Origin of the sequence: Staphylococcus simiae (genome assembly GCF_017357005.1) — a bacterium.
In the GTDB taxonomy this organism is placed as follows: Bacteria; Bacillota; Bacilli; order Staphylococcales; family Staphylococcaceae; genus Staphylococcus; species Staphylococcus simiae_A.
Genome location: NZ_CP071589.1, coordinates 1,531,576 through 1,547,344, shown reverse-complemented (window position 1 = coordinate 1,547,344; position 15,769 = coordinate 1,531,576). Strand labels below are relative to the sequence as shown.

Genomic DNA, 15,769 nt, shown 5'->3' with positions numbered 1-15,769 from the left:
TTTAGTAATGAGAAAAACTAAAATTGTATGTACTATAGGACCAGCTTCAGAATCAGAAGAAATGATTGAAAAATTAATTAATGCAGGTATGAACGTAGCGCGTTTAAACTTTTCACACGGTAGTCATGAAGAACATAAAGGTAGAATTGACACAATCCGTAAAGTTTCTAAACGTCTAGGTAAAACTGTAGCTATTTTATTAGATACAAAAGGTCCAGAAATCCGTACACATAACATGAAAAATGGTGTAATTGAACTTGAACGAGGCAATGAAGTGATTGTTAGTATGAATGAAGTTGAAGGTACACCAGATATGTTCTCAGTAACATATGAAAATTTAATTAATGATGTTCAAGTGGGATCATATATTTTACTTGATGATGGCTTAATTGAATTACAAGTTAAAGATATTGATAAAGCTAAAAATGAAGTTAAATGTGATATTTTAAACTCAGGAGAACTTAAAAATAAAAAAGGTGTTAACTTACCAGGTGTACGCGTGAGCTTACCAGGTATCACTGAAAAAGATGCTGATGACATTCGCTTCGGTATTAAAGAAAACGTAGACTTTATAGCTGCAAGCTTTGTACGTCGTCCTAGTGATGTACTTGAAATTCGTGAGCTATTAGAAGAGAAAAATGCAAATATCCAAATTTTCCCTAAAATTGAAAACCAAGAAGGTATAGATAATATTGCAGAAATTCTTGAAGTTTCTGATGGATTAATGGTTGCTCGTGGTGACATGGGTGTTGAAATTCCACCAGAAAAAGTACCAATGGTGCAAAAAGATTTAATTAGACAATGTAATAAATTAGGTAAACCAGTTATTACAGCTACTCAAATGTTAGATTCTATGCAACGTAATCCACGTGCTACACGTGCAGAAGCAAGTGACGTAGCAAATGCTATTTATGATGGTACAGATGCTGTTATGCTTTCTGGTGAAACAGCAGCAGGATTATATCCAGAAGAAGCTGTTAAAACTATGAGAAATATTGCTGTATCTGCAGAAGCAGCCCAAGATTATAAAAAGTTATTATCTGATCGTACAAAATTAGTAGATACTTCATTAGTAAATGCTATTGGTATTTCAGTAGCACATACAGCACTTAACTTAAATGTAAAAGCAATTGTAGCTGCAACTGAAAGTGGTTCAACTGCTAGAACAATATCTAAATATCGTCCACATTCAGATATTATTGCTGTTACGCCAAACGAAGAAACAGCACGTCAATGTTCAATTGTATGGGGTGTTCAACCAGTAGTTAAAAAAGGACGTAAGAGCACAGATGCGTTATTAAATAATGCTGTTGCAACTGCTGTTGAAACTGGTAGAGTTTCAAATGGTGACTTAATTATTATTACAGCTGGTGTACCAACAGGTGAAACTGGAACAACTAACATGATGAAAATTCACTTAGTTGGTGATGAAATTGCTAGTGGACAAGGAATTGGACGTGGATCAGTAGTAGGTACAACAGTTGTTGCTGAATCTGCTAAAGATTTAGAAGGTAAAGATTTAACTGATAAAGTTATTGTTACAAGTTCAGTTGATGAAACATTTGTTCCATTTATCGAAAATGCACTAGGCTTAATTACTGAAGAAAATGGTATTACTTCTCCAAGTGCGATTGTTGGTTTAGAAAAAGGTATTCCTACAATTGTTGGCGTAGAAAAAGCTATTAAAAATATTAAAAATGATATGTTAGTTACAATTGATGCATCACAAGGTAAGATTTTTGAAGGATATGCAAACGTACTTTAATATCAAATAAATGATTTAAATAAAAACCCGATGATAGTTATTTATAGCTATTATCGGGTTTTTATTGTTAAATGGGAGTAATACGTTAGAGTAATAGTTTCTCATGAACGTTCACTATGAACAGCAGTATTTATCATGGATATTTTGTATTAGGAATTATTCGTAGAAAGAATTATATTTTATTCAAAAATTAATGTCGTAGATGTTGTCCATCTTGATTTACACGTGGATTTTAATAATAGATCACACAATCTTAACAAGTCTATAGTTACTAGAAATTTTTTATAATAAATAAAGTTTTCTATATTCAATACTTTAAATAAATAAAAAACCAATCACGACGCTTTGACTAAAGTGTGATTGGTTTATATAAATCAATGTACTGTATAAATTAACAGTATGTTGATTTTTTATTATGAGTTTAATTTTCTTTCTACGCGTTTATATCTTAAATACATAAATCCAAGAAGTATAAACCATACTGGGATAAAGTATATAGCTCTTCTTGTATCAGGATTGATAAATAATAGACCAAATACGAAAATAAAGAATATTAAAATGATATATCCCATATATTTTCCACCAAATAACTTATAGGTTGCGCTCTTATGTAGTTCTGGATTCTTTCTACTATAATTAATATAAGCAATGATTATTAAGCCCCATACTACTAGGAATAATACAGTTGAAATAGTAGTAACATAAGTAAATACTAACGTTGCATTAGGGAAAATATAGTTTAATAATGCTGCAATAAGTAATAATGCTGATGATGCAAAAATAGCGATATGAGGCACACCATTTTTGTTAGTATTAGCAAAACTTGGTGGTGCTTGATTTTGGTTTGATAAACCAAATAACATACGACTATTAGAGAAAATACCACTATTACATGATGATGCAGCAGCCGTTAATACTACAAAGTTAATTAATCCCGCAGCGAAAGGAATACCGATCAATGTAAATAATTTAACAAATGGGCTATTATCTGGATCAACTTGTTGCCATGGAATAATTGACATAATTACTGCTAAAGCACCAACATAAAAAATCAATATTCTAATTGGTACACTGTTAATGGCTTTTGGAATTGTTTTAACTGGATCTTTAGTTTCACCAGCAGTCACACCAATCATTTCTATACCGACAAATGAGAATAATGCCATTTGGAATGACATAAAGAAGCCAGATGCACCTTTTGGAAAGACACCATGATTATATAAATTTGTTAGACTAGCATGTCCAAATTGTGTTTTGTAAGCGAATAGAATCATGAAAAAACCAACAACAATTAAAGCAATAATGGTTACAATTTTAATAATTGCAAACCAAAATTCTAATTCACCAAAAAGTTTGGCACTTAATAAATTGAATGACATTAGTACCAATACACAAAATAGAGCACTTATCCAGTTAGGTATATGTGGGAACCAAAAGCTGACATATTTTGCTACAGCTGTTACTTCCGCCATACCTGTAATAATCCAGCAGAACCAATATGTCCAACCAGTTACAAATCCTGCAAACGGACCTATGTATTTATTAGTGACATCTGCAAATGAGTTGAAATCAGTATTCTGAATGATTATTTCTCCTAAACCCCTCATAAACATGAAAAGCATAAATCCAATGATAATATAAGTCAGTAATATTGAAGGACCTGTCATTGCAATCGTTTGACCAGCACCTAAGAATAAACCAGTACCAATAGCACCACCAATTGCGATTAATTGGATATGACGATTGCTAAGCCCCCTTTGTAAATTTTCAGCCATAAGACCTCTCCCTTAAATCTAGATAATTTTATTATGCACGTATATTAAAATATATACAATTACTTTTAGCGAAATTGTGTAAAATTCCATGTTAACACACTTTATATTTTATAATCATTCTTAATAACGAATTAAAAATTTAAATAGAATAACTTAAGCTATACGTGATATCTATATTATAAAACCTATAGTAAAGGCGTTTTTGAAGATTATGTGAATTTTACTTTGATTTATAAAAGGATTGTTGAAGACTTAATATCGTTTTTTATATTTCACAAACTAACAAGCATTAGCTATAATGTTAGTTGAAAGCCATTTCATAAAGAAACAGTAAAGGGGAAATTTATCATGGCAGAATTACAAAGAGGTTTAGAAGGGGTTATTGCAGCAGAAACTAAAATAAGCTCTATTATCGATAGTCAATTGACTTATGCGGGCTATGATATCGATGATTTAGCAGAGCATGCACAATTTGAAGAAGTCATTTTCTTACTTTGGAATTATAGATTACCAAATGAAGAAGAATTGACTCATTTAAAAGAAAAATTAAATTATTATATGACATTAAATCCTCGTGTTTATACACATTTTGAAGAGTATGTAACTGACCAAGTTCATCCAATGACTGCATTGCGTACATCACTTTCTTATATTGCACATTTTGATCCAGATGCAGAGGATGAATCTGATGAAAATCGTTATGAAAGAGCTATGCGTATCCAAGCTAAAGTAGCTTCATTAGTAACAGCTTTTGCTAGAGTGAGACAAGATAAAGATCCAATTAAACCAGATGAAAACTTAAGTTATGCAGCAAACTTCTTATACATGTTACGTGGTGAAAAACCAAATGACATTGAAGTTGAAGCGTTTAACAAGGCGCTCATTTTACATGCAGATCATGAATTAAATGCATCAGCATTTACAGCTCGTTGTGCTGTTTCATCATTATCAGATATGTATTCTGGTATTGTAGCCGCTGTCGGTTCTTTAAAAGGTCCATTACACGGCGGTGCTAACGAACAAGTTATGTCAATGTTAAATGACATTGGTTCAATTGATAATGTAGATGGATATTTAGATGACAAATTTGCGAATAAAGAAAAAATTATGGGCTTTGGTCACAGAGTATATAAAGATGGAGATCCAAGAGCTAAATATTTACGTGAAATGAGTCGTAAAATTACAAAAGATGCTGGTCAAGAACATTTGTTTGATATGTCTATGAAAATTGAAGAGCGTATTGCTGATGAAAAAGGCTTAATTCCAAATGTTGATTTCTATAGTGCTAGTGTTTATCATAGTATGGAAATTCCACATGATCTATTCACACCGATTTTTGCAGTAAGTCGTACTGCAGGATGGATTGCACATATATTAGAACAATATAGAGATAATAGAATTATGAGACCAAGAGCAAAATATATCGGTGAAACGGACCGTAAATATATTCCATTAGAAGAAAGAAAATAATTAATAGTATAAAATAAGTTAACATTTTGGAGGTATAAAGAATGACTGCAGAAAAAATTACTCAAGGAACAAACGGATTAAATGTACCAAATGAACCTATCATTCCATTTATTATTGGTGATGGTATCGGACCAGATATTTGGCATGCAGCAAGTCGTGTTATCGATGCAGCTGTTGATAAAGCATACAATGGTGACAAACGTATTGAATGGAAAGAAGTTTTAGCTGGTCAAAAAGCGTTTGATACTACTGGTGAATGGTTACCACAAGAAACATTAGACACGATTAAAGACTATTTAATTGCTGTAAAAGGACCATTAACTACGCCTATCGGTGGAGGAATTCGTTCATTAAATGTTGCTTTACGTCAAGAATTAGATTTATTCACTTGTTTACGTCCAGTTCGCTGGTTCCAAGGTGTACCTTCTCCAGTTAAACGTCCACAAGATGTAGATATGGTTATCTTCCGTGAAAATACTGAAGATATTTATGCTGGTATCGAATTTAAAGAAGGTACTGACGAAGTTAAGAAAGTTATCGACTTTTTACAAAATGATATGGGTGCTAAAAATATTCGTTTCCCTGAAACTTCTGGCATTGGTATCAAGCCTGTATCTAAAGAAGGTACTGAACGTCTAGTTAGAGCAGCCATTCAATACGCTTTAGATAATGACCGTAAATCAGTTACATTAGTACACAAAGGTAACATTATGAAATTTACTGAAGGTTCATTTAAACAATGGGGTTATGATTTAGCACATAACGAATTTGGCGACCAAGTATTTACTTGGCAACAATATGATGAAATTGTTGAAAAAGAAGGTAAAGATGCTGCTGATGCTGCACAAGATAAAGCTGAAAAAGAAGGTAAAATTATTATTAAAGATTCTATCGCTGATATCTTCTTACAACAAATCCTAACACGTCCTGCTGAACATGATGTAGTTGCAACTATGAACTTAAATGGTGACTATATTTCAGATGCCCTAGCTGCACAAGTAGGCGGCATCGGTATTGCACCAGGTGCCAATATTAACTATGAAACTGGTCATGCAATTTTCGAAGCAACTCATGGTACTGCGCCTAAATATGCTGGATTAAATAAAGTAAATCCTTCATCAGTTATCTTAAGTTCAGTATTAATGCTTGAACATTTAGGATGGCAAGAAGCTGCAGATAAAATTACTGATGCTATTGAAGATACTATTGCTTCTAAAGTTGTAACTTATGACTTTGCACGTTTAATGGATGGAGCAACTGAAGTATCAACATCAGAATTTGCAGATGAACTAATCAAAAACTTAAAATAATATATTATAGTTTATATAATGATATAAACTTACCTAAGAACACTCTCTGTTGATTTTAATAGAGAGTGTTTTTTTGACGACAATGTGTAAGGGGAGTATCTAAGACATAACTCTTTTGAAAAAATGTGTATGTCTTAATCTTTACTTTTGTAAAAAGTATGTAAAGATGCGCTCTATCATGTTATTTTTCTAAATAGTTCGGTTATAATGTAAATATAGTTTTAAATTAGGAGGATAACATGTCGCAAAAAGTGCTGGTAGTAGATGATGAACAATCTATTGTTACATTGCTTAAATATAATTTAGAAACAGCTGGTTATGAAGTTGCAGTCGCATTCGATGGTGATGAGGCAATGGCAATGGTTGACAGTGAGCAACCTGACTTAATTGTTTTAGATGTAATGTTACCTAAGAAAGACGGCATTGAAGTTTGTAAATTAATTCGTTCAAATAAAAATTTAGTTCCAATCTTAATGCTTACTGCCAAAAATGATGAATTTGATCGAGTTCTTGGGTTAGAGCTTGGTGCTGATGACTATATGACTAAGCCTTTTTCACCTAGAGAAGTGGTAGCAAGAGTTAAAGCCATCCTTAGAAGATCTCAAATTACTAAAAGTGTTGAAGACATTGAAGAGGACATTCAAATAGGCGCTATAAGAATTAGACCCGAATATTTTGAAGTCTATAAAAATAATGAATTACTTGAATTAACACCGAAAGAGTTCGAATTGTTACTTTATTTAATAGAAAGGCAAGGACGTGTTATTACAAGAGAGCATATGTTGAATACTGTATGGAATTATGAATTTGCAGGAGATTCTAGAATTGTTGACGTTCACATTAGTCATTTAAGAGATAAATTAGAAGAAAATCCTAAGAAACCACAATTGATTAAAACAGTTCGTGGACTTGGTTATAAACTCGAAAGACCAAAAGAACAATGATGAAATTTCATCATCGCCTAATGTTGCTAATTAGTACGATATTAATAATTAGCTTTATAACATTAGGTTTAATTCTGCAATTTTCCATAGGTAGTTTAATTAATCATAAACAACAGCAATCATTAACCCAAGATGCTCAAACGTATATCTATTTGTCACAACAACATAAAGACCATCAACTAGAAAAAATTGCAAAACAGCAGCATATCGATATTCGAATTATTAAAAATAATAAAGATATTTTTAAAACGCAGGCGATTAACTTTAATTCCTCTAACGATACCAATTACATACATAATGGTAAAACGTATACATTTATGAAAGAAATTGATAAATATCAAGTCATCATAAAAGGTGTCAACTATGATATTAGTGATATGCAAAAGCATTTATGGCTATATTTAACAATTATTTGCCTCGTAGTATTAATTTGTTTGTATTTTGTTAGTCAAAGTTTTAAACATACATTTATTAAGCCGATTCAAGAAGTGACATATGCAACACAATTATTAGCAGATGGACATTATCATATTCGTGTTCCTGAAAGTAATGTCATTGAAACAAAAGAGTTATTTATTACGACGAATAATTTAGCAAGACAATTACAAAAATTAAATAACGAACAAAAAATTCAATCTAACCGATTAAAAACGACCATAGAAAATATTCCAAGTTCAGTATTGATGATTGATCGTAATGGTAGAGTGGTTGTAGCAAATCGTGCATACTATGAACAATTCAATATTAATCATCATATAGAACATGAACGGTACAGTAATTATTTACATCATGATATCGAAGAATTAATACTAGAATGTTTTAAAGTTGAAAAAGCTATTTATGAACAACTTGAAATACCGTTAAATAATGTTCATTCTAAATATTTCGATATATCTTGTGTACCTATCTTAACTAAATCTAAGAAAAGTTTACAAGGTATATTATTAGTTATGCATGATATTAGTAATTTAAAGCGTTTAGAAAATTTACGTAGAGAGTTTGTTGCCAATGTATCACATGAACTTAAGACACCGATAACATCGATAAAAGGATTTACAGAAACGTTAATTGATGGTGCAAAAAATGACAGTGAGTCACTTGATATGTTTTTAAATATTATTTTGAAAGAATCTAACCGCATTGAATCTTTAATATCTGATTTACTAGATTTGTCATATATTGAACAGCAAGATAAGTTAGAAATGGATTATATGAATCTCTCAGAACTTACATTTAGAATAATTGATAATTTACAGACGCAAGCAATGAATAAACATATTGAAATAGTTACAGCAATAACAGAAGATGTTATTATTCAAGCGCAAGAAAGTAAAATAGCACAAGTTATTACTAATTTATTAAACAATGCGATTAATTATTCATATGATAACGGAAAAGTTAACGTTAAAGTTTATCGAAATCAAACAACAGCAGTGTTAGAAATACAAGATTTTGGTATAGGTATTAACGAAGAAGATATACAGCATATATTTGAACGATTTTATAGAGTAGACAAAGCAAGAAGTAGAGATTCAGGTGGTACTGGTTTAGGTTTGTCTATTACTAAGCATATTGTTGAATCTCATCATGCTAGTATTGAGGTACAAAGTGAAATTGGTAAAGGATCAATTTTTAAAGTTATCTTTAACGATTACATTAGTTAAAGATAAAACGATTAGTTGAATTCATATATTCAAAAGTGAATAAAACTTCAAAAAAGTATAAATGTTATGATAATAATTGACACCTCAACAATCAGTTTAACAGCTGGTTGCTGAGGTGTATTTGTTATGTTAAAGATAAAATCCTGATAAATAACAATCGTCAATAATATTAGCAAGTAAGCTCTGTTAATGGATAGAGTTAATGTTAGTTGTACAATGGAGAATAAAGAAAAAGTATCTTAATCAAGTATCGAGAATATTTTAATAAGTATTTATGATATTAATATGTGTAATTTTTACATATTGAAGAAATATAACATTTATATTTACATAATAGTTCGTATTAAGTTACTCTATAATAAGATGCATAATTATAGATTTAGTTAATAGTTTGCAGCTTCAATTTAAAGTTTAAAAGGGGTATGAATTATGAATGGAAAAATTAAATTGATTATCTTTGACTTAGATAATACATTATTTCCTTTTGATAATCTATGGTTAGAAGCTAATAGAAATACTTTTAAAGAATGTCGTTTATTTAATAAGATTGATTATAATGATTTTATGATGTTATTACGAAAATATGATTCTTACTTTTGGAAACAACATGATGCAGGATTAATTACTTTAGATGATTTACGAGCGTTAAGGTTAATTGAAACTTGCAAACACTTTAATTTGAAAATGTCCCGCGAAGAAGCCAATAGATATTTTGAAGTATTTTTTACTAAATTATTATCTAGTATTTCTATAAATAAAAAAATGAATGATTTACTTAGGTCTTTAAAGAAAAAAGGTAAACATTGCGATTCTTACGAATGGAAAGTCTGATGAACAAAATATTAAAATAAATAATCTTGACCTTAAATTACTATTTGGTGAGAATATTTTTATATCTCAAGATATTGGTTATGAGAAACCAAAACCACAAGCATTTTTTAAAGTGACATCTGAATTCAATGTATTACCTTCAGAATGTTTATTCATTGGAGATTCATTTAAAAATGATGTTCTGGGAGCATTAAATGTTGGTATGGCTGCAATTTGGTTAACTAATGGCAAGAAATATCAAGAAATACATAAAAGAAAAAATCTTAATATTTTCGAAGGTGAAATCAACACTTTATTAAAGCAGCTTCTTGATTATAACTATAGTGAATGACTAATATTATCGTATAAGAGTATAATTTGAAGTAAGAGTTATCGTTGATTTTTAACTTTACTTATAGCAAAGCAGGTAGACAATTCTATAATTGTTTGCTTGCTTTATTTTACATTTCTTGAAAATAAAGCAAAATAATTTGAGGTAAATCTCTAAGACAATCTTAATTAAAATCACAAACAAAGATAGAGTATAAGTTGTAATAATTTTTATTGTATAATATATTTATAATATGAAAGTATAAACTTTAAATCAGATAAATGATCAATAAAGATATACCCCCTAAAATTTATTAACGATTGATTTAAACGTCTAATAACATGGATTAAAGGTACATAGATATGTTCTGTATAAATAACAATAATCTAAGGAGAAGTCACAAGACATTTTAATAATATTGATGTGAGCAACAAAAAAGTAAGGGAATATTTGAATTAACAGTATTAAAGGAAGGATAATGTGAACATAAGACAACTAGAGAAAACAACCATAAGTTTAATTGCAATATTAATATTTTATATTCTATTAGGCTTTTTCTTACCATTAATGCACGATGACTTATTGTGGTACAGTGATTACGGCAATACGATGTTTAATTCAGAAACAGCTACTTTAAATGGCAGATATTTAGGTAACTTTTTTGAAATGATAGCAGTAAAAATAAGTTGGATTAGATGGTTAACCTATGGTTTAACGAGCGTAGGGTTAATTTGGTTAATCATTAAAACGATAGATGCACAGAAAAATATTATCTTTTACTTTATTACGTTTATAATGATGTTGATAATGCCAAGTCAAATTTTCGGCCAAACTTTCGGTTGGTTTGCTGGATTTTATAACTATGCACCACCCATATTGAGTACGCTATTCATTATACATACCATTTTAAATATCATTGTTTATAACAAAAAGATGACAGTACATAGTTTAGTGATATTTTATATCGTTTGTTTAATAGGTCAATTATTTATAGAAAATATTACCGTATTTAATTGTATGTTTTTATTTCTATCTTTAATTTACTATTTTGTTGGTTATCGTATAATAAATACAAAATTATTGTTCGGTTTTTTGATGAGTACGATCGGTACGATGTTAATGTTTTCTAATCCTAATTATCATAAGATATTTTTTGAAGGGGCAACAGATTATCAACAAGTGTCTAATGATAGAGGATTTTTCACTAAAATATTTGAAACTACAACATCGGTATTACCCAATTGGATGTATTATAATGAAATAGTCATAGTGATTATTACAACAATAATATTATTGTTTTTGTTAGTTAAAAGTAAACGGTTTTGTCAACTTGATACATTAAAGCAGAAAACGTTAATTATTGGATTACTATTATTACCAACGTATTATTTTATCATTTATAATCAGTTTGAACTTGCGCATGAAACACATATTAGTTTGTTTAATATAGCAAGCACGTTAATTTGTATCATCTATATAGTTGCGATGATTCTATCGATGCGTATCGTTTTAATAGATAAAAAAGAACTTATAGTTGCATATATAATTATGGCATCTATGCATTTAATTAGTATCACATTAATTATAGTTTCGCCGATTGGTCCTAGAAATTTTTTGATTGTCTATGTTATGCATTTAATTATTTTACTTATGTTATTAAAAAGAGTATGTGATTATATTACATTTAATTTAAAATGGATCATTAGTATAGCAACTGTTTTAGCACTTATTTATTTAAGTACATTTAGTTTTATTAATCATCAAAATGAATTACGTGTCCAAAATTTAAAACAGCAAATCAAAGCGTATCCTAAGAAAAAAGTTTATACGCTACCTTTACTTCCTTTTGAACATTATATGCAGAAAGTTACACCTAATGAAGAAAAATATCAAAAATTCTTTAATGAATATCATGGTATTCCAGATGACATAAAAGTTAAATACATTCCTTTTGGTACAAACAACAATGAGTCAATGAACAAATAAAAGTTTGAGTATTTCAACCATACTCAAACTTTTTTATTATTGTTGTGATTGAAAATGTTAAGAACAATAGCTTTATATAGTTGTATAAATACAATAATTCAAAAATAATAATAGTTGCTTTTTTTACGTACGTATATCTTTATATGCTAAAATATACATAAATCAGGCTGGAGGTTAATATAGTGAATAAATTAGTATTAATTGATGGTAATAGTTTAAGTTTTAGAGCGTTTTATGCTTTACCATTATTATCAAATAAAGCAGGAATCCATACCAATGCAGTTTATGGCTTTGCCATGTTACTTGAAAAGATTTTAAAAGAAGAACATCCCAATCATTTTTTAGTAGCTTTTGATGCAGGTAAAACAACTTTCAGACATGAAAAATATAGTGAATATAAAGGTGGACGTCAGTCAACACCACCAGAATTAAGTGAACAATTTCCATATATACGTCAATTATTAGATGCTTATCATATTAAACGTTATGAATTAGATAATTATGAAGCTGATGATATAATTGGAACATTGAGTAGAGAAGCAGATAAAGCCGGTTATCAAACGATTATAATTACTGGAGATCGAGATTTAACGCAACTAGCAACAGAAAATGTCACAATTTATTATACTAAAAAAGGTGTTACAGATGTGGATCATTACACGCCAGAATTTATTGCTGAGAAATATAATGGTCTTAAACCTAAACAAATTATAGATATGAAAGGTTTAATGGGTGATTCCTCTGATAATATTCCTGGTGTGGCTGGTGTTGGTGAAAAAACAGCTATTAAATTACTAAATCAATTTCAATCTGTTGAAGGTGTATATGAACATCTTGATGACGTTTCTGGCAAAAAGTTAAAAGAAAAACTTGAAAATAGTAAAGAAGATGCCTTTATGAGTAAGGACTTAGCTACAATTAATGTTGAAAGTCCAATTGATGTTACGCTTGCAGATACTAAAATGACAGATCAAGACAACAATAATGATAAAATTGAGTTATTTAAAAAGCTAGAATTTAAACAATTATTGTCAGAATTAGACAGTGACCAAGCTGATGAAAACAATGTTATTGAAAAAACATTCGATATTATAGATAATTTTAACGATATTGATTTTGAAGCAATATCTGAGGCGTCTATTCATTTTGAATTAGAAGGTAGTAATTATTTAAAAGATCGTATTCTTAAGTTTGCAATGTATACAGGACATCAACATATTGTTATAGATGCTCAAAATATTAAAGATTATCCTCAGCTTGTCGCTTGGTTAGAAAATAAAAATACTAGCAAAATAGTGTATGATGCTAAAAAAACGTATGTTGCTGCACATAGATTAAATATTGATATTCAGCATATTGATTTTGACGTTATGTTAGCAAGCTACATTATAGATCCTTCACGCACGATTGATGATGTAAAATCTGTTGTATCATTGTATGGTCAAAATTATGTTAAAGACAACGTAACAATCTATGGTAAAGGTAAAAAGTTCCAAGTACCTGAAGATGATATTCTAAATCCGCAAGTAGCAGCGATTAGCGAAGCGATAAAAAAAGCTAAATCTGTTATGGAAGAACAATTACAAGAATATAATCAACTTTCTTTATTAGCTGACTTAGAGTTACCTTTAGCACGAATTTTAAGTCAAATGGAAGAAACAGGTATATATACTGATGTTAATGATTTAAAAGAAATGGAACAAGAGATACAACAGAAACTTGATGTCTTAATCAATAATATTCATGAAGCAGCAGGAGAACAATTTAATATTAATTCTCCTAAACAGTTAGGTGTTGTGCTATTTGAAACACTTAAATTACCAGTTATTAAAAAGACCAAAACAGGATATTCTACTGCTGTAGATGTGTTAGAACAATTGCAAGGTGAGCATCCAATCATTGATTACATTTTAGAATATCGACAACTGTCTAAATTACAGTCAACATATGTTGAAGGATTACAAAAAGTAATTAGTGATGACCAACGTATTCACACAAGATTTAATCAAACATTGGCACAAACTGGACGATTGTCTAGTATAGATCCAAATCTGCAAAATATCCCTGTCAGATTGGAAGAAGGACGAAAAATACGTAAAGCATTTAAACCGACATCTAAAGATAGCGTTATTTTATCAGCTGACTATTCACAAATTGAACTACGAGTGCTAGCACATATCACTCAAGATGAGAGTATGAAAGAAGCGTTTATTAATGGTGATGATATCCACACGGCTACTGCAATGAAAGTATTTGGGGTTGAAGCTGGCGAAGTAGACAGTTTAATGCGCCGACAAGCAAAAGCAGTTAACTTTGGCATCGTATATGGTATTAGTGATTACGGCCTAAGCCAAAGTTTAGGAATAACGCGAAAAAAAGCAAAAGCTTTTATTGATGACTATTTAGATAGTTTCCCTGGTGTAAAACAATATATGTCAGATATAGTTAAAGATGCCAAAGCAGTTGGATACGTTGAAACATTATTACATCGTAGACGTTATATTCCTGATATCACTAGCCGTAATTTTAATTTAAGAAGTTTTGCTGAGCGTACTGCTATGAACACACCAATTCAAGGAAGTGCAGCAGATATTATTAAACTTGCTATGGTACAATTTGCTGACAAAGTGAAAGATACAAACTATCATGCAACATTATTATTACAAGTACATGATGAATTGATTTTTGAAGTACCTAAGTCAGAAGTTGAAGATTTTAGCAAATTTGTTGAAGAGGTTATGGAAAATGCCATACAATTGGATGTTCCATTAAAAGTAGATTCAAGTTATGGTCCAACCTGGTACGATGCAAAATAAAGTGAGGTTAAAACTATGCCTGAATTACCAGAAGTAGAACACGTTAAACGTGGAATTGAACCCTTTATTATTGGAGAAACAATTGACAAAGTATTGTTCTCACCAAAAGTTATCGAAGGTAAAGATTCTGGAAGAGCAACTATTATTAAAGGAATTGAACTTGATACCTTCAAACAATTGACTGAAGGTTATATCATTAACAAAGTAACTAGACGTAGTAAATATATCGTATTTAATATTGAGAATGACCATGATCAACGAGTGCTTATTAGTCATTTAGGCATGGCAGGTGGTTTTTTTATAGTTGATCAACTAGATGATATTTTAATTCCTAATTATCGTAAACATTGGCACGTTATTTTTGAATTATCTAATGGTAAAAAGTTAGTGTTTTCAGATATTCGACGTTTTGGTGAAATTAGAAATGTTGCTACTATTGAAGCGTATCCGCCATTTTTAGATATTGCTCCAGAACCATTTACTGATGAAGCATTAATGTATTATTTAAAACGTATCAACCAAAAATCTAATATTAACAAACCAATTAAACAGGTTATTCTAGATCATAAAGTTATTGCAGGTTGTGGTAATATTTATGCATGTGAAGCACTTTTTAGAGCAGGTATACGCCCTGATAAAAAAGTTAGTGAATTGTCACATCAACAACAAGAAATGGTGTTTTATTATGTTAGAGAAGTATTAGAAGAAGGTATCAAATATGGTGGAACAAGCTTCTCAGATTACCGACATGCAGACGGTAAAACTGGTGCAATGCAATTGCATTTAAATGTATATAAACAGAATAACTGTAAAGTTTGTGGTGACCATATAGAAACACAGGTAATAGCAACTAGAAATAGTCATTATTGCCCAACATGTCAGAAATAAAGAAAGAGTG

Annotated in this window: 11 protein-coding genes; 10 read left to right on the top strand and 1 reads right to left on the bottom strand. The window is 30.1% G+C overall.

Features of this window, described 5'->3' with window-relative positions; all coding sequences use genetic code 11:
• Positions 1-7 precede the first annotated feature (7 nt).
• Positions 8-1,765 (top strand): pyruvate kinase, encoded by a 1,758-nt coding sequence (gene pyk / locus J3R86_RS06930; protein ID WP_207516669.1) that lies wholly within the window; start codon positions 8-10, stop codon positions 1,763-1,765.
• A 413-nt stretch (positions 1,766-2,178) separates the two neighbouring features.
• Here pyk and J3R86_RS06925 read toward each other — a convergent pair whose 3' ends face one another.
• On the bottom strand, positions 2,179-3,540 hold the full coding sequence (locus tag J3R86_RS06925; RefSeq protein WP_207516668.1) for an amino acid permease: 1,362 nt from the start codon (positions 3,538-3,540) through the stop codon (positions 2,179-2,181).
• A gap of 348 nt (positions 3,541-3,888) precedes the next feature.
• Here J3R86_RS06925 and J3R86_RS06920 point away from each other — a divergent pair, with 348 nt between their 5' ends.
• The 9 genes from J3R86_RS06920 (at position 3,889) to mutM (ending at position 15,759) form a co-directional block, all read left to right on the top strand.
• A complete protein-coding gene (locus J3R86_RS06920; protein WP_207516667.1) occupies positions 3,889-5,010 on the top strand; it encodes a citrate synthase in 1,122 nt (373 codons plus the stop codon).
• A 41-nt stretch (positions 5,011-5,051) separates the two neighbouring features.
• The gene (gene icd, locus J3R86_RS06915; RefSeq protein ID WP_207516666.1) at positions 5,052-6,320 is read left to right on the top strand and encodes an NADP-dependent isocitrate dehydrogenase; all 1,269 of its coding nucleotides are present in this window, start codon (positions 5,052-5,054) and stop codon (positions 6,318-6,320) included.
• A 239-nt stretch (positions 6,321-6,559) separates the two neighbouring features.
• Positions 6,560-7,264 carry a response regulator transcription factor gene (locus tag J3R86_RS06910; RefSeq protein ID WP_207516665.1) on the top strand — a complete coding sequence of 235 codons (705 nt, stop codon included), beginning with the start codon at positions 6,560-6,562 and terminating at the stop codon, positions 7,262-7,264.
• Positions 7,261-8,928 carry a two-component system histidine kinase PnpS gene (pnpS, locus tag J3R86_RS06905; RefSeq protein WP_207516664.1) on the top strand — a complete coding sequence of 556 codons (1,668 nt, stop codon included), beginning with the start codon at positions 7,261-7,263 and terminating at the stop codon, positions 8,926-8,928. The genes J3R86_RS06910 and pnpS overlap by 4 nt, the downstream gene beginning before the upstream one ends.
• Positions 8,929-9,357: 429 nt before the next feature.
• Positions 9,358-9,759: an HAD family hydrolase gene (locus tag J3R86_RS12280; protein ID WP_347563482.1), complete on the top strand. Its 402-nt coding sequence runs from the start codon at positions 9,358-9,360 to the stop codon at positions 9,757-9,759.
• On the top strand, positions 9,731-10,090 hold the full coding sequence (locus J3R86_RS12275; protein WP_347563483.1) for an HAD family hydrolase: 360 nt from the start codon (positions 9,731-9,733) through the stop codon (positions 10,088-10,090). Before J3R86_RS12280 ends, J3R86_RS12275 begins: the two co-directional genes overlap by 29 nt.
• Before the next feature lie 459 nt (positions 10,091-10,549).
• Complete coding sequence (locus J3R86_RS06895; protein ID WP_207516663.1) at positions 10,550-12,055, top strand: DUF6056 family protein; 1,506 nt, start codon at positions 10,550-10,552, stop codon at positions 12,053-12,055.
• A 182-nt stretch (positions 12,056-12,237) separates the two neighbouring features.
• Entirely contained in the window at positions 12,238-14,871 is a 2,634-nt protein-coding gene (polA, locus tag J3R86_RS06890) for a DNA polymerase I (protein ID WP_207516662.1), read from the top strand.
• Positions 14,872-14,886: 15 nt separating this feature from the next.
• Positions 14,887-15,759 (top strand): bifunctional DNA-formamidopyrimidine glycosylase/DNA-(apurinic or apyrimidinic site) lyase, encoded by an 873-nt coding sequence (mutM, locus tag J3R86_RS06885; RefSeq protein WP_207516661.1) that lies wholly within the window; start codon positions 14,887-14,889, stop codon positions 15,757-15,759.
• Positions 15,760-15,769: the final 10 nt, after the last annotated feature.